This window comes from Clostridium sp. Marseille-P299, from assembly GCF_900078195.1.
In the GTDB taxonomy this organism is placed as follows: Bacteria; Bacillota; Clostridia; order Lachnospirales; family Lachnospiraceae; genus Lachnoclostridium.
This window is the reverse complement of record NZ_FJVE01000007.1, coordinates 934290-961207: the sequence shown is the minus strand read 5'-3', so window position 1 is coordinate 961207 and position 26918 is coordinate 934290. Positions and strand designations below refer to the sequence as shown.

Sequence of the window (26918 nt, the reverse complement as noted above, 5' to 3'; positions counted from 1 at the left end):
ATTTAAAACGTGATGATATAAAACTGAACATTTAAAACACAAAAAAAGAAAAGATTTATTCCTCTATTGAAAAATAAATCTTCTCTTCTTAATTTAATCGAAATATTTAATCGAAATCTAAAATTTTATATCCGTTATTCTGCAAATGATTACTAATCTCTTGAACCGAGGTCTGCTCATCAAAATCGACATCTACATAATCTTGGCCTTCACTGAGTTTCACATTTGTGACACCGATAATTCCTTCTATTTGATTTCTAACTCTTTCTTGTGTTTCATTAAACTGTAGGCCTTCAATATTAATTCTAATACTCTGAGTCTCCATTTAGTATCCTCCTATACAATTCAATCGGTATTAATTAATAATTCTTTCAGTTATCTATCTTCATCCGATATTTTAGATGTTATATGATCACTTCTAATTTGTGTAGGGTTATTGTCATCTCTAAGTCCAAATACAGCTCTAGCACTTTCAGCCTGAGGATCGTGTTTTATATGCTTTGAGTGGAACTTTCCATCTGATTTCTTACCATTTTTTGTACTTTTCATTTTATTTCCTGCCATATAATACTCCTTTTTAGAAACAATAGTTATATATAGTATCTCAAATTTTAATAATTTCATCCTTTAAATAAAGAAGAGGAAATGATTGATTTGCATTTTATCTCTGACCTCTAAACCAATTATAAAGAACGATTTTTTTAGCGAATATATAAATGATAAATATGGGATCATAGAGGATATATTGGATTGACATTGGATTTATTGAAGAATTATAAAGGCTTTATAGAGAAGTTATAAAGGCTTTATAGAGGATATTTAAATATAAATAAATTATAAAAAGTAAAAAATCATCTTACATATTCTCTGATATGTGGTATTATATTCATCAATTGGTAAAACTTAAAGATATACAATAAGACGAAAAGGATGAACTATATGCAATATCAAATAATAAGTGACAGTTCTTGTGATTTAGACAAGTTATATGCAAAAGAAAACAATTTAGAAATCGTTCCTTTTTATGTTTCATTTGACAGTGTGAATTATAAGAAAGAAGGAATTGAAGTAGATCATGAAGAGTTTTATAGAAGAATGATTGAGGAACATATCTATCCTAAAACTTCGCTCCCATCCATTGAAGACTATCTCAATGTTTTTAAGAAATATAGCGAAGCAGATATTCCAGTTATCTGTATCTGCATCTCTTCAAAGTTAAGCGGATCTTATCAATCTGCAATAAACGCAAAGAATATTATAGAAGAATCCAATCCAAAGGCAAAAATAACCGTAATAGATTCTAAATTAGCCACAGTTCTTCAAGGTATTTATGTTAAGGAAGCTCTTCGCATGCAAAAAGATGGAAAATCCTATAATGAATGCATTGAAAATCTAGAACGCATTCGACCTTCTGGCAGAATTTTATTTACGATTGAAGATATGGATTATTTGAAAAAAGGCGGTAGAATTGGAAAATTACTTACATTTGCAAGTGATGCTTTAAAAATAAGACCGTTAATCCTATTCCAAGAGGGTGAGATTTTTCCTGCTGGTATCTGTCGTAGTAGAAAAAAAGCAAAATTGAAATTATTAGATTTAGCAAAAGATCATTTTGCTAAAAGTGGAGAAAATATAAATGACTATGAAATTGTAGTTGGAACTGGTGTTGACTATGAAGAGGCCGAAGAATTCAAGAAAGAACTTGAACTTGCGCTAAACAAAGACATTACACTCCCTGTTGGTCACATCGGAGTTACCATTGGTACTCACACTGGCCCACACCCATTTGGCCTTGGATTAATTAAAAAATATGATGCTTAATGTTGCATTTCTAAAACAATATTAAAATTCCAAAAAACGAAGAAGAGATATTCTCTTCTTCGTTTTTAATTTAATTATTTATATCATTAATTTCATGCAAATCTAAATCAATATTCCATTAGAATTTAAAATCAGAGAAAAAGTCCATAAATTTATCGCAGATATTCTTACACTTCCATCCAAAATTCTGTCTCATTACTCTAAAAATACCCCACATTCCAGACTCTACATCCCATTTCAAAGTTCCTGAACGATATAGATAATCACCAGGAGTGGATGCCCCATTCTCAAGTTCCATATCAAACCGATTTCCTATGCTAATTGCTCCCTGAAGAGGAATTACTCTAGAAAACGGATCCTTTGGTTGTTCTTTCCACATGTGTCCATGAATTGCAAATCCTACATTTCTTGGTTTATCAGCAGGCATAACTGTTCTAAAAATAACACGTTCTTTCGGACGTGCTTTAAAAATAGGCGTTGCTGGATCTCCATGAACTCTACTGCTAAATACGCTGTGAATACATCTATCCTTTTTCAAGCGATTTGCAAATCGCTCTGAACGATAATTATATCCTTTCTCACCGGTATCCTCTGCATCTACAGGTTCGCCATCATCTCCTGTCGCTGTTTGTATGATTTTCCCTTCTTTATCCAAAAGTCTGATACCATTCTGAATTAAGACTACAAATTCTCTGAAACTTTCTACTCCTGGAGCAGTAATGGTCACTTGTTCTTCATAAGTTCCTTTATTAAAGAAATCCCCATGCCATTTTGCTGCAGGTGGTTCAATGATGATGACACCAAATAATCCATGATATCTGTGATTTCTCATATCACCAAAGGACTGCAATATACAGCCTCCATACTCTTTATCTGCATGCCATAGATATTTTATACTCTCACCAGGTCCTACTGTCTGTTCTTTGTTGTTACGTCCTACATTAATACCCGAATCACCAATAGGATCGTACTGTAAAAATTGTGGATTGAGAGAAACTCGATTGGATGGTTGATGCTTAAAATCTAGTGGAACCCTTGGATAATCGAAATACGGTATTGGTTTTTCTGGCGAGAACTTATTATGAAGGGTTATTTCTATCCAATCTCCAGCATTTGCACGTAATATTAATGGTTTTGGTTTACTCTTACCACATAAAACTGAATTCATCTCCTCTAATGGTACAAATATCAGACCATCTGGATCATGATCCCCATGTTCGTTATATTTAATATCCGTTTGGATTGCTGCAATTTCATACTTACGAATTATTGCATCTTTTCCCGGGCATGCTGGTGGGAATGGAACTAATTGTGCTTTCGCCTTGCATAAAGGTTTTAGGTTATCACATTCCGTATCATATGCTCTAATAATTCCCCATAAACCTAGCCATACATCATCAATTCCACCAAAATAATAAAGATAATCCCCAGCTCTATATGGTTTCGTTATCCGCAAATTAAATGCTTCCGAAATTCCAAGTGTTTGAGATGCTGCAAACGGCGAATTAATATCTGCTATTTCCTTTTGCCAAGACATACCAGCTATATTAAAGGCATGCTGTTCTTCATGTGCGCCATCTAAAAGTCTTATAACCATTTCGTCTCCTGGATAAGTTTCAAGGATAGGCGTTGCTGGATCTCCAAAAACATCGGAACTAAAAATATGCGCTGGATCTTCATGAAGTTTCAAACGTTCTCTCATTGGTTCTGAACGATAATTTATGCCCATTACCCCCGGATCATTATGGGAACCAGGTACCTCAGGTGGATTAAGGGCTTTCCCTTCTCCATCAAATAAAAGAGCAAAATCATGAACAAATAACGCAAACTCTCTAAAAGACGTTCCATCTTTTCTTCGAATCACTGCTTTTGTACCAAACTTTAATTTATCTCCCGTTCGTATATCATGGAAAGTTGCTCCCGCTTCCTCGACGATTAACGCTCCAAACACTCCATGTTGTTGATGTGAATTTGCATACAGATGATCATGGAAAAATACGGTGCGTAGCTCGGTATTTGCAAAAAATCTCTCTACCAAAGTTTCATATTGCCTTGCACCAGCAATATTATTCCATCCATTTGCAGCACCATCGGATACAATCGTATCAAATTTAACAAGGTGAATATGATAACCTGCAATATCTGTCAATGTGAATTGCTGAAACGGAGATGCTTCCAAAAACTCTGGCAAAAGATTTGTTAACCTCACTTCAATACAGTCTCCTGCGTTTGCTCGAATTACCAAAGGTTCTGCTATAATTTCCTGATTTTCAACCTTTTTAATATAGGCTTCCAAGCCACCTTGCCGTTCTAATTCTTCTTTTAGTACGAAAAATCTGCCCTGTGGATCATTCCATCCGTAACTATTGTACGTTACCTTTGCCTGTATTAGTGCAATTTCAAAAAGCTTTACATCTTCTTTTTTACATCCATCGGTATGGCAAGGACAGGTCTCTGCATAAAGTGCTCCTCTTGCTGGATTTTCAACAAAGTTACTTTCTTCCAAAGGTGTAGGGTCTATCTTATTCGTTCCATCAGGGTTTAGAATTCCAAGTGGTGGTTGAAGTGGACGTTCTCCAAACGTTCCATTAATAAAATTTGGATATCCTGGATGATCTGGATCCTTTGGTAAAGGTTTCGTTCTATCTTTAAGCGGCTGAAGTTTTGGAATTATAGTTCCATCTGGTAATTTACCATTTCCATCTTCTAATCGGTCATGAATTCTCCATAACGTCCACATTCCTTCATGAAAATGAGGGTAAAGGTGGCAATGGAAAATTACATCTCCAATTGTTCCATTCAAGCTTCCTGCACCATGCAAAATATCAAGGGTATAACATTCCTGCGGACTAATGGAAATAGAATCAATAATGGTGGAATTCGTATTATTACCTTCTAACCTCCATTGATGATTATGAAGATGAAATACATGTGTCTCTTTTACTCCACCGTGAATCAATCTAATTTTTGATGGGTCTCCTACATATGCTTTTAAAATAGGTGGCGCAGGATCTCCATATACCCACGAACTCATTGAGATGTCTTCTCCTGAATCTCCAGGATCATGGGTAAGAGGGTGACGATTTCTCATTGGCTCTGCCCGGTAGCTAATACCTGTTGTTGCAGAAGGTAAGCCAGTGAGATGATCCTCTGGTTGTTTTCCATCTTTATTCTTCATTTCTAATTCATCGTGGAAAAATACCGCATATTCACGAAATGCTGCATTTACAGGGTGATAAATATCTGCGAATAAACCGCTTTCTAGTTCTTCTCCTGTTTCTGGATTTCTCCATGAAGATTCTGGTGCCTCAATAATTATTGCACCAAATAATCCGTGAACGTTAGTACCTTCCTCACTACTCCTTGCATCCCCCAAGTCGCTGAATAAATAAACTCCTTCCTTATCTGCAAACCAGCAATACGTTATCTCTGCCCCTCCTGTGGTACTGTCTGGATTCATTCCTACAAACGCCCCATCCGAAGTTAAAACATCATACGTAAGTCCTTGTACATGGATCGACAGATTTCTGTTTAACGAATGTCTGAAATGAACTCGTATTTCATCTCCTAGATTTGCGCGTAATACAAGGGGCTGTACCTCTTCATAAGGCTGCGGAATCTTCTGTTTAAAATTCTCAATTGCTCGTTCTTTTATCCTCTGCGCATCCTTTTTTAATACATACATCAGTCCATCTGGATCATGATCACCGTATTTATTATAAACGATCGGTAGTTGAATTGCCTCAATATCAAACTCTCTGACTATTCTTTCTATGGTGTTCTCACACGATTCCATCATACTATTAACTCCTTTCATATTCCTAAAAGATTCGATTACAATTCCATATTGAATTTCAAATAGTATGTCGTATTAAATCATGATAATTTATCAAAATCCTCAATTTACGCTTGATTTCGACAATATTATCAATATATTATATTCGTAGAATCTACAAGAGTTCCATAATTCGACAATAGTCTTTATGTTCTATAAGTTTACATTCTTATAATTTCTTATTATATAAAAAACGATGAAGGGTATATCCTCCATCGCTTTTATTTCGAACAATATCTATTTTTTCCTTGATTTTTGGCATGATATAAAGCGTTATCCGCACGTTTGACTGCTTGTTTATAATCAATATCATCTTTTTCCATGTAAGCACCACCCATAGAAAGTGTAACATTAAATTTTTCTCCATTCCCATCAAACACAATATCCGAAACCGTATTACGAATATTATTTGCAAAATAATATTGTGAATCTTGTTTAACTCCTTGTAGAATTAATAAGAATTCTTCTCCACCCCAGCGATAAAGCATATCTCCTACGCGAAGACATGTTGTTATATATTGTGTTACCTTTTGTAATACATAATCACCAATATCATGACCATAGGTATCGTTTATTCTCTTAAAATCATCTATATCTATCATAATAAGCAATGTAGAATTATCATTACTTTGCATAAGTTCGAAATGCCTTTTTAAAGATTTATCCGCTGTTTTACGATTTAATGCTCCTGTTAGTGGATCCAATTCCGTTTCTCTTCTAACATAACTATCAACATGCTCTTTATATGATTTCTGAAATTTTAAAATAATGCCTGTACCAAAGGTAAAGAGGATCAGAGTAAAAACCACAAGTATTACCAAAGTAAAACCAATGGCTTTACTATAGTAGTTTCTAAGTACATTGGTATAAGAAAACATGTCACCCAATGGTAATCCTGTTGAAATAATCCAATCAAATGGTTCATATAGTTTTGAATATGACAACTTTTCTTCTATCTTATCATCTAATTTATTCTTAAAATAGTAAGTTTGAAATATTTCACCTTTTTCTTTTATTCCTTCAAGTTCTGTAAGATATGGATAATTCCCCTCAATATCTTCTGTTAATGTTGATAATAAATCTCCTTCTGTTTCAGTAAGGTTAGGATGTATAATACGGACTGCGTAATTATCACCACCATCGTAATTTAATACTTCATTTACCCATACATAACGGTTACCCTCGTTATTGGTATTATGTAGTTCTATGTAAACCTGGTCTTTAACAATCTGATCCATATCATTTTGCTTTGCATAAAGAACCAATTGATAATTACCATTTGTTTTTTCTTTATAAAGTGAATTTTTGGATTTTTGTGCATCGATTTGCTGCTTTTGAATATTTTCTGATTGTGAAGAAATGCTTTCGTCTGAATTAAATAACACCTTACCTGTGACTTCATTTAGCAATATAAATTGAATTATTTTTCCCTTTTGTAAAGATTGATATTTATCATAATAAGTAGAAACCAAATTCTCAACGTCTTCTTCTTTAGCTTCAGAAAATAGATCCAATGATAGATCCATTAATTGACTTACTTGCTCTGAAACACTTTTCCTTTTTAAATCAATTCTTAAAACTGTATTATCAATAATTTCCTTTATATCAACTTTTGTATCTGATATAACCAACTTACGAATAAGCTCCTTATTATGTTTCGAAAAATCTTTAAAAAAAGGCGATAATAAAAGAATAATAAATAGAAAAATTATGGTTTGAGAGCCTATTAAAATCCTCAAGTATAGTTTATTTTGCTTTTCCATAAAACAAGATCCTCCCCCAATATAAGTGTTCTGACATGCAAAAACATTTTATATTGGTTTTATCTAAAGTTAAAATTATACTTTTATTTTATATATTATAGTACTTTTCGTATTATTTTCAAGATACCTTGGTATGTATTATTTGAATGTAGTTATCCAAAAACAAAAAAACTTCTGCAAAATCAATATCGTTATATATTGCATTAATTTCGCAAAAGCTCTTTTTAATTATTTACTAATATGCATTTTCCCAAATTGTTCGAATATGTTTTTTACTTCTCCTTTAAATTCTGGCTTTATAAGTGCAAGTAATTTTACACTGATATCATCTAGGTATTCTGTTGTAAAAGTTCCTTGCTCTTGTCTTTCAAAGGACTCCTTTAAAAGCATAATTCCTTCTTCTTTTCTCTCTTCCTCCATTTTATCAATCATATACTCATAAAATTTTGCCTGTCCTTCATGCATACATTTAACCTCCTAATGTTAATGTTGATAGTATACACATATTTGAAAATTTATTGCTATTTAATAAAATTCTATCTAACTCGCTGTATTTTTGCATGGTATTGTTCACTAACAGAACTTTAATAGTATTTAAAGATGTTTGTTTTACATAATCATTATTACTATATAAAAATGAAATCCGTTAAAAAGTTTATGTATCAATGCGAATCAACTCTGCAACATTTTTATTACGATATTTCAGATCCGTTCTTTCTATAAATCCTTGATTCTTCCAAAAAGAATTTCCAAGTTCATTATTTGAAAAAACAACCATTGCAACTTTATTAATTTCCTCTTGCCTTAAAGCATTCAATACACTGTCAACCATGAATGCTCCAATACCTTTTTTACGTTCTGTTTCTGCTACCGAGGTATGATATTTGGATTGTGTCTTAAAAATTTTTCTATTCCTGATTTTGAATCGTCTAGATTATTTAAACCCATACCAGCGGTATTTAACCACAAATCATATACTCCTTCATAATCATGAATCGTCATAATACGGACATTTACATCGACCATGCAATATACCCCCTTTTTTAGACAAGTTAGATTCTATTGTATTCTTTGTTTTTTACTATTATTATTCGTATCAGTATGCCATACCTTCTTTAAAATATCAACTTACCATTATACAAGTTATTTGACAATCTTTTTTGGTTAATCTATAATTAAATTGCTACATGTAAAATTTCGGAAGAAGGTGCCTGATTTATGAAGTTATTCTCCTCTGTAAAGCATATTTTTCATAATATGAGAGTCAAGAAACAGTTATATTTCATTTACTTTTCCGCAATTTTTATACCAATTTTAATTATCGGAACTTTTTTACTAGCGAATACCCTAAACCTTTTATTGACCCATTACAAGAATCAAGCAGAAGCAGATAATGTGCGAGTAAAATCCATTATGTTTGACATAACTACTACTGTTTACAATATATCAGATGACTTATTTAAGGATAAAAATCTCCAAGATCTATTAAAAACCAGGTATACATCTGTTCAGGAAGCTGTAAAACGCAGTAGCAATTATACAAAGCTCTATAACTAAATACAAAAAAATGCTTTTATTTCTTCCATTGAAATCTATACAAATAATCCAACTATATATAACAATGGTTACTATAAAGCTGTGACTGATGAAATAAAAAACATGGAATGGTATCAACAAGCAGTGAAACAAGCAGATATTCATTGGAAAAGTCTTGAACGTTTGGATAACTGGAAACATACCACTCAAGAGCTTTGTTTAATCAGGAGAATTCCTGTAATTGCAACCAATGAATATGCAGTCTTAGTAATACGTATTAGTGACAACTATCTAAAAAACAGAATTCAAAATAATCTACTGATTAATATCGTTACTGTAAATCAAGATCCAATCTTTTATAGTACGGAACGTAATACGACTGGAACAAACTTAACAATACCAATTGATTACAGTAAATCCCAATATGTCTATTCCGGAAAGCTACGCTTTCGCAATAAGGATAGCATTGCTTACATTTCTACTTTACTCTCTTATACTTCCAAAGATAAAATATATATTTCAACAATAGATTTACATGCCTATGATGATGCAAGAGGCATCATTCTTATATGTAGTGCTATTATTTTAATTGCATCCTTCTTACCCTTTATTATGATCGTGATATTTACCAATCAGTTCAGCTCTAGGATTGTAACACTTCGTGGCGAAATGCGCAAAGCAAGTGAAGGTGATTATCATATTATCGATACTTTTAAAGGAGAAGATGAATTATCTGAAGCTTTTTCTGATTTAAAAGTAATGATACAAAGCATCATCACTATGAACGCAAAGATGTATGAATCAGAGATAAAAGAACAACTTTTAAGAAATCAACAACAAAAGATGGAATTTAAAATGCTTGCAAGCCAGATTAATCCTCATTTTTTGTATAACACACTAGAGACTATACGTATGAAAGCTTTTAAAGAAGGAAATAAAGATGTTGCTAATGCTATTATGTTATTAGGAAGGTCTATGCACTATGTATTGGAGAATACCGGAAGCACCTCAACTACGTTAGATAAAGAATTAGAATACATATCTACATACCTAGCAATTCAAAAATTACGTTTTAATGACAGGGTAAATTATACTTTAACCATCCCAGATGATATGAATTTAAAAGAATATCAAATTCTTCCTCTATTATTACAACCAATTGTAGAAAATGCTATTATTCACGGTTTAGAGGGTATAGAAGAAAATGGGCAAATTTCCATTGATGTTAAAACTAGCTATGATGAATTTTTATTAATTGATATTTATGATAATGGTTTGGGCATGACTGAAGATGCATTGTCTTCTCTTATGAATAATATTAAAGTAAAAGATGAAACCAAAACTTCTAGTATTGGCATCTATAATATTAATCAGCGGATTAAATTATTTTATGGTGAAGCCTATGGAATTCAAATAAAAAGTTGTCCAAATGAAGGAACACTTGTATCTCTAACACTTCCTTTACATAATATGATGGAGGGATAATTGGATTATGAATGTATTTATAGCAGATGATGAAGAAATTATTCGCGAGGGATTAAAATGTATCATTGAGTGGGATAAACTTGGATTTACCATATGTGGTGAATCTAGCAATGGCGAAGACACTCTATCAGGTATACTAAAACTAAAACCAGATTTAGTATTGCTGGATATTCGCATGCCTAAACTTCAAGGAACAGAAATTGTAAGACTCGCTAGAGAACAAAATTTTAAAGGCCATTTTATTATATTAAGCGGTTTTTCTGATTTTAAATATGCTCAAACTGCGATACGTTATGGTGTGGATTTTTATTTAACGAAACCAATTCACGATGAGGAACTAATTCATGCAGTTACCACAGTAAAGGAAGCATTGGAAAAAGAGCAATTACATACAAATACCATGAATCAATATAAAGAAAAAGCGAAGTCTGCGATACTTCATGATATCATTTTGAATTCAAGTGATTATAATCAAATAAATTTTGAGGAAATTAACCTCTCTGCTTCTATGTATCAAATCGTTATTTATGAAAATTATAATCAGGGATTATTTAATCTTACTTATAGCTTTGCTGATTTATTAAAAGTAACAAATCAAGGGAATAATTCGTATGAACACATAAAAATTCATGATAATGATGTTGTTTTATTAAAAGGAGATTTTGCTTTAAATCGTTTTCAAGATTTTCTAAGACATTATGATAACGTTCCCCAAAAAGGTTCTCCTCTGGATTCCTTATTTATAACTTATGGAAGATTAATCTATAGAGTTGAAGACATTCACTATTCATATGATGATGCACTAGAATTGTTAAATCGACGTTTTTTCTGTGAGCAAAACCAACACACCATTGGTTATGAACAGCTGCCTGATGTAAGCTCGATGAAACAAGAACTCACTCCGGAAGATGCCAATCAGTACTGTGAAAAATTCTGTGACTATATTCAATGCTTCAACCGAAATATGATTGCTGAAACTCTACATCACCTAGAGAAGAAGTTATACAATGCTACAAGCAATTTATCTAATATTAAACTATTTTTAACAGATATATATCTACAGATCAAGCAAACTATCAGTCACATTTATAACGCTACTGGGATTCCCTTCCCAACGAATTCTTCTGTGATTGACTTAATTGAGAGAAAATATTATCTTTACGAAATTATTTTATTTTTTTCAGAACAGTTTGAAATGATCATGAACGCGATTGGAAATTCATCCAGTGATAGTATCATTGATGATATCGTCTATTATATTAATCATAACTTTTCTGATAACATAAAACTAGATACGATAGCACCATTATTCGGGTACAATAGTTCCTATTTAGGTAAAATCTTTAATAAGAAAATGAGGGAAAGTTTTAATTCCTACATAGACCAAGTCCGAATTCGCCACTCAAAAGAATTACTTCTAGAAAGAAATCTAAAAGTCTATGAAATTGCTGAGCGTGTGGGCTATAAAAACGTAGATTATTTTCATAAGAAGTTCAAAAAATATGTTGGTGAAAGTCCCGCTGAATTTCGCAAAAATAATTTAAAGTAAAATTAATTGCTTTTATATATGTATATTTCAATGATTTTTCAAGTGCATTTTTCTTGTAACCTTCTTGTTTTGCAGTGCACTCTATTTGTATTATTTTATATATACACTTAATGTTTTTAGGTGTGCTCTAAATTTTATTAAACTTAAAAAATAGAGCACACCTACTTTATATTATATATTTACAAGCCAGGTTTCAACTAAATTAATCCAAGTTTTACACTCTTCTTGAACACCATATCCATTCGGACAAGCGGTTTCCTTTGTAGCAAGTCCCAAACCATGGCCTCCAACAGGATACATATGGAATTCCGTTGGGATATTTTTTTCCTTCAATGCCATTACAAATAAAAGTGAATTTTCCACTGGTACACAATCATCTGGAAAGGTGTGCCATAGAAACGTTTTTGGAGTATCTTCCGTAACATGTTTTTCTAAAGACATTTTATCAAGCAATTCTTCATAGCGTTCTCCTAATAAATTATAAAAAGAATCACGATGAGCAAATCGTCCAGATGTGATAACTGGGTAATTAAGTATCAAACCATTTGGCTTTAATAGATCTGAGATAGTATTAAAATATTGTGCTAAAAAAGCTTCTTTCCAAAACACACCGAAGCTTGCTGCCAAGTGCCCACCTGCAGAAGAACCTTGAATAATTATTTTTTCCTTGTCAATATGCCATAAATCCGCATTATCTCTAAGTAACTTTACAACCGTTGCTAATTCAAGCAACGCTGTTGGATAAACTGCTGGTGCACAAGAATATCGTAATATAACTGCGTGATATCCCATAGACAGAAACTTCATTGCAACTGGTTCTGCTTCTCGATCGGAGGTCATTGCATAGCCACCCCCTGGACATATAACGATTACTGGCCTAACCCTGTTAGAATTAATTTCTTCAGAATTATCTAAAAAATAGGTATATAATTTTGTATTTGGCAAAGAACCTTTCACTTGAATATCAATTACTTGGTGTATCATGATATTAGTTACCTCCTATCTTTCATCCATATTGAATCACTTATTTGAAATCGCACCTAATAGAATTAACTTCTATAAATGCAGTTCGTGAATTAGTTACTCTAATAGCCACCTTCAAACGAGATTTTTGATAGTTTATTCCTCTTTTATTATACCATATTTTTCCTTCTCCATGTTGTTTTAATAACTTAAATCTTATTTATTTTTTTCTTTTTTATTTTATCTCAATAAGAATTCAAAGAATCAAAAGAACTTCCTAACTCTAGAATAACCATAATTATTCTTTTAGTTAGAAAGTTCTTTCTTTAAAATATTATTTTGATGCTGCTACTGCCTGTTCTCTTGTAGTATTTTGATCTTTTGCATTTTGCATATCAACAGCTAAGACTTTATCATAACCTAAACCAATAACTGTGTCTTGCATTTCTTTAATTAAACTATTGAATTCATTTTCATCCGAAGCAAATACTGCTTTCCAAGAATTTTCGATAATAATTGCTTTACATTGTCCTCTTAATGTAGTGATTTCAGAATCCTCTTCTGGAGCAATATAAGAAGCACCTGGTGCTACCATAAGTTTATCATTCTTTTGTAAGAATTCAATTGTTGTTTTTGCATCCATCTGAGTTTGCCAATCAGTATCAAGTGGAGTTGTATTTTTTTCTAATACAGATTCCCATAACGTATAGTTATAAGGAAATCCAGTCTTTGGATTTATATCACTTGGAATTACAGCCGGAAAGTTAAGTGCTGAAACGCCATCTTTCCATAAACCGCCACCCCATTCGTCAGGAACTTGAGTATCTCCACCTTCATAAAATGCTTTCCATCCAAATTCAGTTAATTCAGGTCTATTGTTTTTCATTTCCCAGGTTAATCCTTCTGGTCCACTTGAGCTAGAAGTCTGTGCTGCTGACATCTGTATTCCTTCTGGAGAGTATAACCAGTCAATAAAATCTGCTAATCTTTCTGGATCTTCTGCTTTACTACCGATTGCAATTGTTTGTCTGTCACCATTTGGTCTACATCCATAAGATAAATCTTTCATATCGGCAATAGAGGAAATCATAAAACCTTTTCCTACTTCTTTATTCGTTGGTGTGTTATAAGCTGCTTGCCCTAACCAAGGCCATGGAGAATATAAAATTTGTCCATCCTGGTATTTTGCATACATCGTATCATAATTTTGAGTTGTTGATTCAGGATCTACAAGTCCCATTTGATTTGCATCAAAGTAAAGTTTTAAAACTCGTACATACATAGAATCACTATCAATAATACTCTGATAATCAGAACCATCCGCTTTTGCTAATACAAATCCTAACTCATCATATCCATAGAAACAAGTTGGTTGTTTAGCTAAACACATCATGTTTCCATCCCAGTCTTTAAACAATGATATACTATAGGTTGGCTTTCCAGAGTCGCTTGTTGGAACTTTTTCTTGCATTGCCTTTAATACAGGCAGTAAATCTTCTAATGTGTTCATCTTAGGATAACCTGCTGCTTTATATGCATCCCAACGTAAATATGGTCCAAATGTTGGGTCAAGACCTTCAGAAGGATTGGTCGCTGGTTGCTCTGAAACGCTAGAAGGAAGACCCCAAATTCCATCTTCTTTCACTAAAGAATTTAACGAATCGATTGCATTTTTGTATTTTGTAACAATTTCTTTACCTTTTAGCAAATCGGTTAAATCTAATACGAGACCTGCTGTTACCATGTTCTGCAACTTACCATCATCCGCTCCATAAATAATTAAATCTCCAAGATCCCCAGCTGTAGAACGTGTCTGAAATAAAGTATCTCCACCACCTGCTACGTTTGGTGCAATGATATTAAGTTCCATGTTAAATTTGTCTTTTACAATCTTTGCAAACCATCCGGACTGAATTCCCTGATAGTTAGCCAAACCATCAAAAACGTCTACCGTTATAAACTTTGAGTACTTTGTTCCCCCAGAGTCTGTTGGTGTATCTTTCTTTCCACATCCGGCTAATATAGATGCCACTAATGCAACACAAACTAGTACACTTAACAGTTTCTTTCTCATACCTTAGTCCTCCACTAATTTTATATTAGCAAAATAAAATGAAATAATTTATTTTGTTTTGCCCAAACCAAAAAATAATAATTATAGCTACTTAAATCACTTTGTATTTTTCTCCTTAGCCTTTTACGGATCCAATCATGATCCCTTTAACAAAGTATCTTTGGAACATAGGATAGATGAATAAAATTGGTAATACTACAATGACAGTTACAGTCATACGCACTGAGGTTGGTGTTTGTTTTGTTGCTAAGGCCATTACATTTGCAGAAGAGCCAACGCTATTTTTAATCAAAGCTGCAAGGGAATTGGCTTGATTAATGTAAGTATATAGTAGATATTGCAAGGAATACAGTTTTTGGTCAGTAACATAAATTAAGGTATCATAGAAAGAATTCCATTGTCCTACTGCTGCAAAAATTGCTATGGTCGCTAAAATTGGGGTACTGGTTGGCAATATAATCTTCCGAAATACGGTAATAATGCTTGCTCCATCAATTTCTGCCGCTTCTTGAAGAGAAGAAGGGATGGATTCAACATAGGTTTTGACTAAAATAATATTAAATGGTTGCACGATTGCAGGAATAATATAAACCCAAAACGTATTGGTTAAATGTAAATTCATCATCGTTACATACATTGGAATAAGTCCTGCATTAAAATACATTGTAATTATAATAAAACGGTACCATAGACTTCTCTTCCACAATTTTTGCTGTGTAAACATAAATCCTAAAAATGCGGAGGCAAGCACTGTACACGCTGTACCAATTACTGTTCTTGCAATGGATATCCATAAGGCTGTGCCAAGACCTCTAATTTTAAGTACATTGATATAATTTTGTATATGTATTTTTTTCGATATAAAATTAATTGCTCCATTTGCACTAAGATTATTCGCACTTAAGGTGTTAATAATTAAATAATAAAACGGATAGATGCATATTAAAGCGAAGATTGCAAAAAACGAGTAATTTAATATGTTAAAGACAATATCTGAAAAAGTATATGTTTTCTTTTTTTTCATTCTCTGTTTCATATGGATTTCCTCCCTATATGATAGATTCGCCACGTGTTCGTTTAGAAACTTGGTTCACTATAAATAACAAAGTTACACTAACAATACTCTTAAGCATACCGATTGCAGTAGCCATGGATGGGCTGCGTCCTGTCATACCAACGTTATATACGTATAAATCAAGTACCTGTATGTGTTCTTTATTAAAGGAATTCTGAAATACATAATATTGATCTAAGCCATTATTAAGGAAATTTGCTATGGATAATATTAATAAAACAAAAAAGGTAGGCATTAGGGCAGGTAAGGTGATATATCTCATTAATTTAAAACGCCCTGCTCCATCTACCCTAGCTGCTTCATATAATTCTTGATCAACTCCTGCAATTGCAGCTAAGTACATAATTGCTCCCCAGCCAAGGCTTTTCCAGGTATACCATAAAATCATACTAAGCCAAGTATGAGAATCACTGTCTAAGAATTTAATTGGTGCGTCTATGATTCCAATATTTTGAAAGATTGCATTCACCATTCCTGTATTTGAAAATAAACTAAATGCAACGGAATACACCATAACCCAGCTTATAAAATTAGGAACTGTCGTAAATGTTTGCACAAAATTTTTAAACCATTTACATTTAATTTCACTAATAAAAATTGCAAAAACAACAGGTAAAAAGGAGGTGCCTATTGTTAATCCGCTCATTGCGAAGGTATTTATCATTACCTTAAAAATCTGTTTTAACTGAGTTGGATTTGCAAATAACATCTGAAACCATTTCAATCCAACAAATTGACACTGTGATAATTTAAGAGGTGGCTTGAAATCATAAAAAGCATATATCCAACCATGTAACGGAAAATAAGAAAATGCAAAGGATGACAATAAAAAGGGTAATATGTATAAAAACATTTTTTTTCCTTGCTTGCTCCCTCTCATTTTTGTTTTCTTACTGTGATACGTCTGTTCTGATACTAGTTTCTGCATGTTGTAACCTCCTAGCTTTGGTACTCCTATTTTCAAAAAAACAGTCCACGAATTAAATAAATGCTAACATTTTTCTTTTTTCTTTAATACAGTAAAAATTTTATATAGTATATAGTATTAATTACACATTTATTTTTCTAACAAAAAAATGTCTATTTTTTCGTGTATTTTACATGCTAAGTTTGATGTAGACGTGTTTATGATAAGCATTTAATCTATAGTAGAGAATATATGAAATTGGTTAAAATATCTGAATTAAATAGTAAGAGTTTTAAATCATTCGAAGAATGGTTTTGAATTTAAATAGAATTTAAGATTTAAGAAAATTTATTTCTTCTAAGTGTTTTATATGGTGATGCATATTAAGGAGGAGCGATATGAAATTTAATATAGAAAGTCCAATTTTTCAGTTTATAACTACTCTGTCTGAATTTGTTTTATTAAATATTTTATTTATAATAACCTGTCTCCCATTATTTACGATAGGCACTTCTTTATCTTCTCTTTATTATGTCACCATGCAAGAAGCTCGTCAGGAACATGGTTATATTGTTAAAAATTATTTTAAAGCTTGGAAGGAAAACTTTGCTCAGTCAACTATCCTTTGGATTTTATATCTTATCATTAGCTATATTTTAGTTACTGCTCTTATTGTCTATCAAACTCTTGATAATTTTGTTGGAAATGCAATCACAGTTTCAATTACACTGTTTTCTTTTCTACTGATTATAAGTTTTCTTTATATCTTCCCTTTATTAGCAAGATTTAAAAATAGCATGACACAAAGTATTAAAAATTCTTTTTTAATAGCACTACATAATATAAAAACAACGATTTTACTTGTTTTAATCAATTGTATTTTTATTTACTTATGCAAAATCCTTCCATGGTCTAAAATATTTATGATTCTTCTTGGATTTGCCTTTCTGGCTTATTGCAATTCCTTTTTATATATACGTGTATTTAAGAAATATGAACCGCAAGATGTAACAGATACTAAAAAATTATAGCTCTCTTTATTGTTTCTTAACTTACAATAAAAAGAGCTATATAAAATAACTTTAAGCTTCTATTAAAATTAGAATAATGATTTTGTAGCTATTCCTTACTATTTGTTATTGACTTGAGCACTCATAAATTCTGTTATTAAATCAACGCAATTTTCTTGCTGCTCTTGCCTTGTAATCGTAGCGGTTCCATCCCCTGCTTGTTCACCATAATTACCATAATACGCATGATTTCCACCTTCGATTTCTTTACGATTTGGTGATGTTGAAAGCTTTTCTCTATTTATCACTCCATCATTTGAACCATAGATTGTGATTACTGGAATATTAAGCTCGCCGGTTGCATAGGCACCAAGTAATATAACTCCAGAAAGTACATCTTCATGTTTTAATGCATATGATCTTGCCATAGCTCCGCCAAGGGAATGTCCTCCAATATACCAATCTGTAACTTCAGGAAGTAAATCAAATATATCATCAGCTCGGTCTATACCAAATACAGCAAGACGAAATGGCATTTTAACAAGTACACAGGTAATCCCCTCTTGTGCTAACTTTTCTAAAAGTGGTAGATACGAAGTTTCTTCAACCTTTCCTCCTGGATAAAAAATAAATCCAGTATCTGTAGGCTGTTTCGGTGACACAATAGTATACTCATTTTTTGTGGTGACTTTTACATCGTTTACATTTGTAACAAATTCTTCAACGTTAAAATCAGCATGATAGTAATTGGATGTATAAATAATAAATCCCCCAATAATTAATAATATAATTGCGACCAATGCAATCAATACACGCTTTAAATTCTTATACTTTTTCAAAGGTAAACCTCCCTCATTTATATTATGATATAAATCCTGCTCCCTTTCTTATCTCTTGTTCTAGAAATAAAGTCTCTACTGCCTTCTCATAATCAGAAAATCGTTCTGCTTTTCTAATCTTTTTAGCATACTTCTCATAATCCGTAAACATACAAGACCAGTAGTGCCATACTTCCTTCATTTTAAATAAAACATCTCTATCACCAGATAAGATTTTTCTATAATCTACAACAAGACGATCATGAAATTCTTTTAAAATTTCTTTCTTTAGCACAGTTCCTCCGGTTATCTCATTTATAAAACATGGATTCGCAATCAACCCACGTCCAAGCATAATGGATTTTACTTCAGGAAAAGTATTGACGAATTTTTGATAATCATCCGCTGTAAAAATATCTCCATTGTAACATATATTGTTCTTACTTAATTTAAGAGCATCTGCAAATACAGTTAAATTTGGCTTGTTTTTATAGAAATCTTTTTGAACTCTAGGGTGAATGATAAGTTCTTCCATTGGGTACCTATTATATATCTCTATTAAATCATAAAAAAGTTCAGGATCATCAATACCCAATCTTGTTTTAACCGATATCTTTGTAACTCCAGCAGAAAAAACAGTTTCTAAAAAGTTATTAAGTTCTTCTTTTTGAGAAAGAAAACCTGAGCCTTTATTTTTTGCAACTACTGTTCCTGATGGACATCCTAGATTTAAATTAATTTCATCATATCCAAATTCTTTTATTTTTTTAGAAGTTTGAATAAAGTCATTTGCATTGTTTGTAAGTATTTGAGGAACTACCTTCATTCCTTGATTATGTTCTGGCTTTATATCTTGTAGCTCTCTTGTTTTAAAACTAGTACTTTGATTCGCTACAATAAACGGCGTAAAGTACTTGTCTACTTTTGGAAAGTAAGATTGATGAATATTTCGATAAATATATCCAGTCACACCTTCCATCGGTGCGAAATAAAACTTCATATTGATTAAACTCCTTCTATTGTAAAGTAAATTCATTAAGTAGATTCGTAAAATAATTTTGTAAAATAAAGGCGCATAATAAATGTGTATAGTAAATGCGTAAAATTAATGCGTATAATAAATGTGCGTAATAAATGAGTATAGTAAATTTATATTTAAATATAAATACGTAATACTAAATCTTTAATTTAATGTCAACTATCGGCTATTATACATGGTTTTATTTAATCACGCAACCAAAATAGAGGCGTCCTTATTTTCATCTGGACGCCTCTAAAACCTACTTATTTATTTTTTCAACGGATTACTTCAAATCCTACTTATTAATCTTTCAATGGGACACCTCGAAACCAACTTATTAGTTTTTTAATGGAATCCTCAAGATTCTACTTATTAATTTCTTTCAACGATAAGTGGTCTCATCATATCGTAGTCTTCATGTTCAAGAATATGACAATGCCAAACATAATCCCCTGTGTGCTCCTTAAAATGCATTACAATGGATGTTACTTGACCAGGTTCAGTCCTTACCACATCTTTTGGTCCTTTTTCATAATCAAGTGGTGGGGTTAAATTATCTATATTAAACTTATAGTTTCCATGTTCATCGAAATCATCAGCCGTAAATTCCTTCCTGCCTAATATTTCAAAGTGAACTAGGTGAAGATGAATTGGATGTGGAAAATTAAAATGATTCACAAGATGCCAGATTTCAATGGTATCTAATTTTGGTCTTTCTGTGGCTGGGTCACTCCACATACTATCATTTAATAAATGCATAACTCTTCCGTAATGATCCGTTGTTTCATCTAAATTCATCGTTCTTTCTACCCTTGCTAATGCAGGATTTATGTTATGCTTAGGCATTAATTCATTTGGAATCGTACTTGTATCTGGTGAGGTTAATTCTTTGCATACTTTAAATTTCATAATATTCTCCATGCCTGGAGTCGGAGGCCCTTGCACTGTGTTTTCTAATAAAATCTCTTCTCCTTTATACTTTGAGAAATCAACAATAAGGTCAATTCTTTCGGCAGGTTCCAAGATAAAGGAATTAATTTCCACAGGATGGTGTAATAGGCCTAGGTCTGTTCCGATTTGATGAAATACTTCGCCATTACTCAATTTTAGGTCATACGCACGTAAATTAGATGCATTTAAAATACGAAATCTATATTTACGAGGCTCAACCTCCATATACGGCCAAATCTTACCATTTACAACAATGGTATTTCCAAAGAAAAATGAAGGTGTGGATGGAACTGGATTATCAACGGGAGGTGTAGCATTGTCAGGATAAAACAATGATCCATCTGGATTAAATTGTTTATCCTGTATCATGATTGGTATTTCATAAGGTCTCTCGGGCAAATTCAGCCGTTTCTCTAAGAAATCACGTATGAGATAGAATCCTGCCAATCCAGCATACACATTTAATCTTGTAATTCCTATTGCATGATCATGATACCATAAAGTTGCACCTGGTTGATGATTTGTATACTCATAGATTTCTCTCGTATACTTATGGCCAACAAACTTATTATCTTTTGAAAACCACGCCTCTGGATGTCCATCGCTTTCTGCATCCACATTAGCACCATGCAAATGTACGACCGTTCTGACATCTGGAGTATCCATTGTTCCATGGAGCGTGTGATCTACAGGGAATAGGTGATTTATTGGTAATTTATTTTCCCATTTTACTTTTATGTGTACATCCTTTGGAACCTCAATTGTTGGTCCAGGATAGTATCCATTATAGCCCCAAACCTTTGTTAACGGAAAGTTCTTATGAAATCTATGCTTTTTTTCTAACATTGTAATATTATACATAATTTCATTGTCTTTTGATTTGTTATATGGTAATGTTGGTTCTGCTATCTTTGGTATAGGCAATGAATCAACAAATTTAGGAATCGTATTCGGGTCTGAAGGATCTATATTAATCGTTTGTTTACTACACTCTTCACATTCTTCACATTCTTGAAAATCCCAATCTGTATAACTAAACATAAACAACACCTCTTTATTTTTAAAATCAATATTAGATATGATATTGTATGTTAGTTTTGTTGGTTTGTGTCTGTTCATGTCGATTATTAAGAAATATTGTTTATGATTCCTAGACGCTCCATATCTTTTTTAAAGAATTCTACTGGATAGCCATATTCCTCAAATCCTATTGGTGAACATATATCTTTGTTGATAATCTTACAATGTAACTGTTGATATAGATTATCTGGATCTATTGGATCTGCAATATAGTACAAAAATTCTATAGCTTTATTCAGTCCTGCCACTGGCTTTCTTCCATGTGTTTTTGTTATAACAGGAGCTCCTGCTAAATTGAAATAAGAATCAATTTGCTCTTTTGTATAGCCTTCACTTAGCATTCCTAATTCAATTGCTTCTTCTACTCGAGTGGTTAAGTCTTTCCAATCAGCGGCTTTCATTCCTACTAATAAAACTATAAATCTATTATTTGCGTTAACAGCAACCAAAGTATTTTTGCCTTGATATTTAATTACATGTATCTCCCAACAAAAAAATAGATCTATTGGTTCTCCATACGAAGGTGCCTTCATTTTCAAATGTTTTTGAAGTGGAATTGTTATTCCTAATTGCATCTTTTTTACTCCAATCTTCACAATTTTTTTCTACATTTACATTTACTTTTACTTTTACTTTTACTACACATTATAAGTAGTATATTTGCTGTTTACAACATAAAAGAAAGCATAAATTAAGCTCTCACTTAATTATGCTTTCCTTTTAGATATAAATTCTAGTTCCTTGCTTTTATTTTTTTCTTTCCTAAAACAAAACCGCTAATTCCCATTAATACCATAAAACCTCCTACAATATAAAAAATCCATGGTGAAGTCTCTCCTGTTTTCGGAAGTTCTTTATCTACTATAGCATTACCTTTTGGTACGTCCCCAACATCAATCTCAATTATAATATCTTCTCTTTGTCCATCTTCATCAGTAATTGTAATAGTAAATTTATCCTTACCAACAAAGTTTTTATCAGGTGTATACGTCCAATTTCCATCCTCATCGACGGTTATCTTTCCATTTACAGGAGATTCGTTTACTGTTGGATTTCCACCTTCGGGCACTTCTACTTTTCCATTCTTAGGACTATTCTTCGGGGTTTTCTCTTTGATACGTCCCTTTGGAGTTGGAGTAATGGTTAGTTCTGCCACTGGTGCTTCTGTAGGACTTGGTGTTGGTGTTTTTGTTGGCTCTAGCTCCGGTGCCTTGGTTGGTCCAGGTGTTGGCGTATTCGTTGTCCCTAGGTCTGGTGTTTTTGTTGGACTTGGTGTTGGTGTATTCGTTGGCCCTGGGTCCGGTGTTTCTGTTGGACTTGGTATTGGTGTATCTGTCGGTCCTGGTGTTGGCGTTTCTGTTGGTCCAGGCGTTGGTATCTCTGTTGGTTCTGGTGTTGGTTTATCTGTTGGACTTGGCGTTGGTGTCTCTGTTGGTCCTGGTGTTGGCGCCTCTGTTGGTCCCGGCGTTGGTTTATCTGTTGGTTCTGGTGTTGGTTTATCTGTTGGTTCTGGTGTTGGTATATCTGTTGGTCCCGGCGTCGGTATTTCTGTTGGTTTTGGTGTTGGGGTTACAATTTTTTTATTTGAGACACTTGATGGATTCGCGGTTACTGTCTTTCCATTATCACCCTCACCAATTGTAGCAGTTATTATTTGCTCAGATAACTGGTATCCCTCTGGAGCTAAGGTTTCTTTAATTTTATAAATGCCGTATGCAACATTTTTAAATTCAACGATTCCATCTACATCACTTATAGCTGTAGCAATTGGAGTTATAAAATTTTGATCACTCGCTGCATACAATGTAAACGCTGCACCTTTTAGTGATTGTTGTTTTTCATCTACTTTCTCAAATCGGATATTACCTTTAATTATCTCATTAACAAAGTTATAAGATATGTTTTTTGCATTATCCTTATCTTCCACTGTAAACCTATAAGGTTTATCACTAAGCACATAACCAGTTGGTGCAACTTTTTCTCTAATGGTATAAACATTACCATATTTTAATCCAGTGAATAAGGCTTTTCCATCTGTATCTGTTGCGTTAGATACTTTTATTGGATTATTATACAAATCTAATAATTCAAAAATTGCCCCAGATAAAGGTTTTTTATCTGAATCATCCAATTTATAAATTGCTATACTTCCTCTTCCTGAACCAGATGCACCACCGCTTGAATTTTGGAAGCTTACTGTAATTGCGCTTGCATGTCCTATTTGAGTACTATCAAGTCCTTTTAAGGATATTGAATTATTAAAAGTCGCCGTATTATAAGCAGGTTCTATATCTGTTCTAAAAGTCAATCGATAAGCACTTTCGATATCTCCTGTAAACTTGAATATTACTTTTCTTGTTTTCATATCATAGCTTACATCAAGTAGAGTTTTCGTTACATCTTCTTTCTCTACAAATTTTCCATCCGCCGCTGTATCAACTTTTACAAGTTTAACCGTTGCTGCATCTAATTCAAGACCATTTTGTAAGATGTCCTCAAGAATCGGAGCTGTAATTTTTATATTATTTTGATTGATATTAACTTCCCAGTCTATATAATCTTTACTATTGACATAGAAACCTTCTTTGCCGACCAAAATATTGTTAATCTTTTGACTTGCCGTAGAGTGAACATCATTCGGTATATCGTCTCCATACAGGACAGCTGTGTTTGTAAGACTTTGGTCAGCATTTGTCTTAAATATAGATAAATCCACAATCTTAGTCTTAAATGTTATTGTTTGTATTTCTGTAATTTGAGAAGGAAAATTATAAGTCAACTTCTTAGTCGCTTTATCATAATAGTAAGTACCTTTTACATCGGCATTACCTCCCAAGGTAGCTTTCATTCCATTGATCATAACAGAACCATCTACAAGTTCTTCATATTTACCAATTACATCTTCTACGTAAGAATTGTCCATTAACATCTCATTCTTATTTACTATAATCTTCCAAGATGTTTCGCGAGTTATATGATCATATCCCGCTGCTTCCTTTTTTATTACTTCGCTGGTTACTTGTTGTGTGCCTTTGGCCTCATCACCAATATTGTTACCAGTCGTAGGATGTTTTCCGGTTAAGTAAACTATATTTTCATAATATTTCGTACCATTTGTAGCATAAGCATTGTTATCAAGTACTTCTGTTTTAAAAGTAACGACATAGGTATCACTAATGTCACCAAACTTATATGTAAAATTACCAGTTTTCTTTGCATCATCTGGTAGATCAGTATAGGTAAGTCCATTTAGGTTAACTTCTCTACCATCCTTAGTAACTACCAATGAACCGTCTACATATTTCAAACCAGATGGAATATCATCACTAATCATTGCATTATTAATGGCTATTTTGTTGCTATTAACAACTATCTCCCAAGATATGATATGAGTTTTTGGGTCATATTTAACTCCCTTTTTACTAATAATATTCGTTGCTATACCTACAAGAAAACCAGCCTTAGCATTATCCGGTACCCCATCACCTATAAACTGAGCTTCATTTTTAAACTCTTTCTTATTTGTATTAAACGCGTCAGGATCTGTTACGGTTGTAGTGTAGGTTATGTCATAGGTTGCATTAATATCTTGTTCAAATTCATATGTAAATATGTCATCCTTATACTGATAACTTCCTGTAGTAAATGCTTCACCAGTTGATTTATTCACTATTTTAATTGAACTTTCATCTAAGGTTAATCCCTTTGGAATTTTATCAATAAGCTTAGCATTTTTGATGGTTAAATTATTTTTATTTATGCTAACGGTCCAATTAATCACTTGATCCTGTGCTAAATAACTACCACTTTTATCAATAAAATTAACTGTGGTTCCAACGGTAGCTTCCTTACTATCTTCTGTTTTACTCTCACCTGTAATATCGGTATAACTAATCTGTGCTTTATTATTAAATTGTACCCATTGGTCTTCTGATATGAACGCATCCGTATTCGCCTTAGTTTTAAAGGATATCACGTTCTTTTCATTTGCAGTTGTATTTATTGCACCATCAAATGTATAGGTAAGGGTCTTCGTATTTTCATCATAAATAAAATTATCGGTAGTTTCAACTCCATTTAGCGCTGTTGAATTCGGTACAAATACTTGTCCTTTCTGGATAATATCTGTGATAGCAGCCCCAGTTACAGGAATTAAGTACGGTACAGACTTAGGCTCAACTTCAATTGTCCATGTAATCTCATTGGTACTCGTATCATAGCTACCATATTTATTGATTGAAATATCTACTTTTTCATCTATCTTTTCAAACTTAACGTTGACTGGATATGAAGCATTCCCAGCGATTTCAAACAGTATATCTCTTTCTCCTTCATTTCCAATTACTTCTTTATTAAACTCACTATATATCTCAATATACCCTTCCCTATCATTCAAAAACTCTGTATCATTCACCGCGTCATAAAATTGATAGGTAATTGTATTATCCTTATATATGTGAACTTTTACTATTGCCCTGGTACCATGCATAAGATCAAATTCTTTTTCTTCAATAATTTTAATCTCATCTGGTATGGTGAGAGTATGTACCTTTGTGGTATCTACTATTTCTTCATTCGGTATTTCATAGTGATATCCTAATGTTATCTTTGAATCTGTTTTTACTGTGCCTTTAAAGTCATGTCCATCTTGATCCTTAATCTCTACTCTATTAATATAAAACGCAGAGCCTGTTGCAACTTCTGGTGTTATCGCAGACCCAGATGCTACTTGAATCAATTCAACTTCATTCTCAGCCGACTCTAAGTTATTTTCATTTAGCATTGCATACGTATTTATACTTGTCATCGGTAGAATCATTTGTATAAGTAAAGTTATTATAAGAAGATAAGTTAAGTTCCTTTTGTTCTTCATACTTTTTCCTCCTTGAAATATTGTTACTTACACTATATCAATTGATTCTCACAAAAAACTCACAAGAAATTACTTAAAATGACAGAACAAAGTGTCTACGACACTCTCAACTCCCCTGGCCCCTCAATCATGAGGGGAAGGGGTTTCTTTTTTCTTA

Annotated in this window: 21 protein-coding genes; 5 read left to right on the top strand and 16 right to left on the bottom strand. The window is 32.7% G+C overall.

Annotation, left to right across the window (positions count from 1 at the left end; all coding sequences use genetic code 11):
- Positions 1 to 106: 106 nt before the first annotated feature.
- Both BN4220_RS12315 and BN4220_RS12310 read right to left on the bottom strand, forming a co-directional pair.
- Positions 107 to 325: a hypothetical protein gene (locus BN4220_RS12315; RefSeq protein ID WP_066716647.1), complete on the bottom strand. Its 219-nt coding sequence runs from the start codon at positions 323 to 325 to the stop codon at positions 107 to 109.
- 50 nt (positions 326 to 375) lie between these two features.
- Positions 376 to 564 carry a CPC_1213 family protein gene (locus tag BN4220_RS12310; protein ID WP_066716644.1) on the bottom strand — a complete coding sequence of 63 codons (189 nt, stop codon included), beginning with the start codon at positions 562 to 564 and terminating at the stop codon, positions 376 to 378.
- 375 nt (positions 565 to 939) lie between these two features.
- Between BN4220_RS12310 and BN4220_RS12305 the strand changes: the two genes are divergently transcribed.
- Positions 940 to 1821: a DegV family protein gene (locus BN4220_RS12305; RefSeq protein ID WP_066716636.1), complete on the top strand. Its 882-nt coding sequence runs from the start codon at positions 940 to 942 to the stop codon at positions 1819 to 1821.
- 118 nt (positions 1822 to 1939) lie between these two features.
- Here the strand turns inward: BN4220_RS12305 and BN4220_RS12300 are convergent, their stop codons facing one another.
- The 5 genes from BN4220_RS12300 to BN4220_RS20695 form a co-directional block, all read right to left on the bottom strand.
- Positions 1940 to 5620 carry a multicopper oxidase domain-containing protein gene (locus BN4220_RS12300; protein WP_347477089.1) on the bottom strand — a complete coding sequence of 1227 codons (3681 nt, stop codon included), beginning with the start codon at positions 5618 to 5620 and terminating at the stop codon, positions 1940 to 1942.
- A 257-nt stretch (positions 5621 to 5877) separates the two neighbouring features.
- Complete coding sequence (locus tag BN4220_RS12295; protein WP_066716634.1) at positions 5878 to 7419, bottom strand: diguanylate cyclase domain-containing protein; 1542 nt, start codon at positions 7417 to 7419, stop codon at positions 5878 to 5880.
- Between the two features lie 228 nt (positions 7420 to 7647).
- Positions 7648 to 7884, bottom strand: coding sequence for a hypothetical protein (locus BN4220_RS12290; protein ID WP_066716632.1), 237 nt, complete (start codon positions 7882 to 7884; stop codon positions 7648 to 7650).
- A gap of 190 nt (positions 7885 to 8074) precedes the next feature.
- Positions 8075 to 8251 carry a hypothetical protein gene (locus tag BN4220_RS20700; RefSeq protein WP_347477088.1) on the bottom strand — a complete coding sequence of 59 codons (177 nt, stop codon included), beginning with the start codon at positions 8249 to 8251 and terminating at the stop codon, positions 8075 to 8077.
- Positions 8252 to 8286: 35 nt separating this feature from the next.
- Positions 8287 to 8445 (bottom strand): hypothetical protein, encoded by a 159-nt coding sequence (locus tag BN4220_RS20695; protein WP_347477087.1) that lies wholly within the window; start codon positions 8443 to 8445, stop codon positions 8287 to 8289.
- Between the two features lie 192 nt (positions 8446 to 8637).
- On the opposite strand from BN4220_RS20695, the gene BN4220_RS12285 reads away from it, so the two are divergent.
- From BN4220_RS12285 to BN4220_RS12275, 3 genes are all read left to right on the top strand, one after another.
- Positions 8638 to 8976, top strand: coding sequence for a hypothetical protein (locus BN4220_RS12285; RefSeq protein ID WP_066716630.1), 339 nt, complete (start codon positions 8638 to 8640; stop codon positions 8974 to 8976).
- A gap of 102 nt (positions 8977 to 9078) precedes the next feature.
- Positions 9079 to 10440 (top strand): sensor histidine kinase, encoded by a 1362-nt coding sequence (locus BN4220_RS12280; RefSeq protein WP_066716622.1) that lies wholly within the window; start codon positions 9079 to 9081, stop codon positions 10438 to 10440.
- Between the two features lie 7 nt (positions 10441 to 10447).
- The gene (locus BN4220_RS12275) at positions 10448 to 11989 is read left to right on the top strand and encodes a response regulator transcription factor (protein ID WP_066716611.1); all 1542 of its coding nucleotides are present in this window, start codon (positions 10448 to 10450) and stop codon (positions 11987 to 11989) included.
- A gap of 171 nt (positions 11990 to 12160) precedes the next feature.
- Here BN4220_RS12275 and BN4220_RS12270 read toward each other — a convergent pair whose 3' ends face one another.
- The 4 genes from BN4220_RS12270 to BN4220_RS12255 all read right to left on the bottom strand — a co-directional run bounded on the left by BN4220_RS12270 (position 12161) and on the right by BN4220_RS12255 (position 17029).
- Positions 12161 to 12973, bottom strand: coding sequence for an alpha/beta hydrolase (locus BN4220_RS12270; protein WP_066716608.1), 813 nt, complete (start codon positions 12971 to 12973; stop codon positions 12161 to 12163).
- A 313-nt stretch (positions 12974 to 13286) separates the two neighbouring features.
- The gene (locus tag BN4220_RS12265) at positions 13287 to 15026 is read right to left on the bottom strand and encodes an extracellular solute-binding protein (protein ID WP_066716605.1); all 1740 of its coding nucleotides are present in this window, start codon (positions 15024 to 15026) and stop codon (positions 13287 to 13289) included.
- A 115-nt stretch (positions 15027 to 15141) separates the two neighbouring features.
- Positions 15142 to 16062 carry a carbohydrate ABC transporter permease gene (locus tag BN4220_RS12260; RefSeq protein WP_066716596.1) on the bottom strand — a complete coding sequence of 307 codons (921 nt, stop codon included), beginning with the start codon at positions 16060 to 16062 and terminating at the stop codon, positions 15142 to 15144.
- A gap of 13 nt (positions 16063 to 16075) precedes the next feature.
- On the bottom strand, positions 16076 to 17029 hold the full coding sequence (locus tag BN4220_RS12255) for an ABC transporter permease subunit (RefSeq protein WP_066716593.1): 954 nt from the start codon (positions 17027 to 17029) through the stop codon (positions 16076 to 16078).
- A 377-nt stretch (positions 17030 to 17406) separates the two neighbouring features.
- Between BN4220_RS12255 and BN4220_RS12250 the strand changes: the two genes are divergently transcribed.
- Positions 17407 to 18039 (top strand): YesL family protein, encoded by a 633-nt coding sequence (locus BN4220_RS12250; RefSeq protein WP_066716588.1) that lies wholly within the window; start codon positions 17407 to 17409, stop codon positions 18037 to 18039.
- Positions 18040 to 18137: 98 nt separating this feature from the next.
- On the opposite strand, the gene BN4220_RS12245 is transcribed toward BN4220_RS12250, so the two are convergent.
- The 5 genes from BN4220_RS12245 to BN4220_RS12225 all read right to left on the bottom strand — a co-directional run bounded on the left by BN4220_RS12245 (position 18138) and on the right by BN4220_RS12225 (position 26761).
- The gene (locus BN4220_RS12245) at positions 18138 to 18857 is read right to left on the bottom strand and encodes an alpha/beta hydrolase (protein ID WP_066716584.1); all 720 of its coding nucleotides are present in this window, start codon (positions 18855 to 18857) and stop codon (positions 18138 to 18140) included.
- Between the two features lie 22 nt (positions 18858 to 18879).
- Positions 18880 to 19836: a tRNA dihydrouridine synthase gene (locus BN4220_RS12240; RefSeq protein WP_066716581.1), complete on the bottom strand. Its 957-nt coding sequence runs from the start codon at positions 19834 to 19836 to the stop codon at positions 18880 to 18882.
- 393 nt (positions 19837 to 20229) lie between these two features.
- A complete protein-coding gene (locus tag BN4220_RS12235) occupies positions 20230 to 21849 on the bottom strand; it encodes a multicopper oxidase family protein (protein ID WP_082812287.1) in 1620 nt (539 codons plus the stop codon).
- 86 nt (positions 21850 to 21935) lie between these two features.
- Positions 21936 to 22463: a DUF6933 domain-containing protein gene (locus tag BN4220_RS12230; RefSeq protein ID WP_066716578.1), complete on the bottom strand. Its 528-nt coding sequence runs from the start codon at positions 22461 to 22463 to the stop codon at positions 21936 to 21938.
- Between the two features lie 158 nt (positions 22464 to 22621).
- On the bottom strand, positions 22622 to 26761 hold the full coding sequence (locus tag BN4220_RS12225) for a collagen binding domain-containing protein (protein WP_066716576.1): 4140 nt from the start codon (positions 26759 to 26761) through the stop codon (positions 22622 to 22624).
- Between the last annotated feature and the right edge of the window lie 157 nt (positions 26762 to 26918).

Bases quoted from the DNA above. Each gene is read 5' to 3' on its own strand.
- BN4220_RS12300 (WP_347477089.1), bottom strand. From the start codon at position 5,620: ATGATGGAATCGTGTGAGAACACCATAGAAAGAATAGTCAGAGAGTTT.
- BN4220_RS20695 (WP_347477087.1), bottom strand. From the start codon at position 8,445: ATGGTCGATGTAAATGTCCGTATTATGACGATTCATGATTATGAAGGA.
- BN4220_RS20700 (WP_347477088.1), bottom strand. From the start codon at position 8,251: ATGGTTGACAGTGTATTGAATGCTTTAAGGCAAGAGGAAATTAATAAA.
- BN4220_RS12255 (WP_066716593.1), bottom strand. From the start codon at position 17,029: ATGCAGAAACTAGTATCAGAACAGACGTATCACAGTAAGAAAACAAAA.
- BN4220_RS12240 (WP_066716581.1), bottom strand. From the start codon at position 19,836: ATGAAGTTTTATTTCGCACCGATGGAAGGTGTGACTGGATATATTTAT.
- BN4220_RS12260 (WP_066716596.1), bottom strand. From the start codon at position 16,062: ATGAAACAGAGAATGAAAAAAAAGAAAACATATACTTTTTCAGATATT.
- BN4220_RS12250 (WP_066716588.1), top strand. From the start codon at position 17,407: ATGAAATTTAATATAGAAAGTCCAATTTTTCAGTTTATAACTACTCTG.
- BN4220_RS12310 (WP_066716644.1), bottom strand. From the start codon at position 564: ATGGCAGGAAATAAAATGAAAAGTACAAAAAATGGTAAGAAATCAGAT.
- BN4220_RS12315 (WP_066716647.1), bottom strand. From the start codon at position 325: ATGGAGACTCAGAGTATTAGAATTAATATTGAAGGCCTACAGTTTAAT.
- BN4220_RS12230 (WP_066716578.1), bottom strand. From the start codon at position 22,463: ATGCAATTAGGAATAACAATTCCACTTCAAAAACATTTGAAAATGAAG.
- BN4220_RS12285 (WP_066716630.1), top strand. From the start codon at position 8,638: ATGAAGTTATTCTCCTCTGTAAAGCATATTTTTCATAATATGAGAGTC.
- BN4220_RS12290 (WP_066716632.1), bottom strand. From the start codon at position 7,884: ATGCATGAAGGACAGGCAAAATTTTATGAGTATATGATTGATAAAATG.
- BN4220_RS12225 (WP_066716576.1), bottom strand. From the start codon at position 26,761: ATGAAGAACAAAAGGAACTTAACTTATCTTCTTATAATAACTTTACTT.
- BN4220_RS12295 (WP_066716634.1), bottom strand. From the start codon at position 7,419: ATGGAAAAGCAAAATAAACTATACTTGAGGATTTTAATAGGCTCTCAA.
- BN4220_RS12265 (WP_066716605.1), bottom strand. From the start codon at position 15,026: ATGAGAAAGAAACTGTTAAGTGTACTAGTTTGTGTTGCATTAGTGGCA.
- BN4220_RS12235 (WP_082812287.1), bottom strand. From the start codon at position 21,849: ATGTTTAGTTATACAGATTGGGATTTTCAAGAATGTGAAGAATGTGAA.
- BN4220_RS12275 (WP_066716611.1), top strand. From the start codon at position 10,448: ATGAATGTATTTATAGCAGATGATGAAGAAATTATTCGCGAGGGATTA.
- BN4220_RS12305 (WP_066716636.1), top strand. From the start codon at position 940: ATGCAATATCAAATAATAAGTGACAGTTCTTGTGATTTAGACAAGTTA.
- BN4220_RS12280 (WP_066716622.1), top strand. From the start codon at position 9,079: ATGGAATGGTATCAACAAGCAGTGAAACAAGCAGATATTCATTGGAAA.
- BN4220_RS12270 (WP_066716608.1), bottom strand. From the start codon at position 12,973: ATGATACACCAAGTAATTGATATTCAAGTGAAAGGTTCTTTGCCAAAT.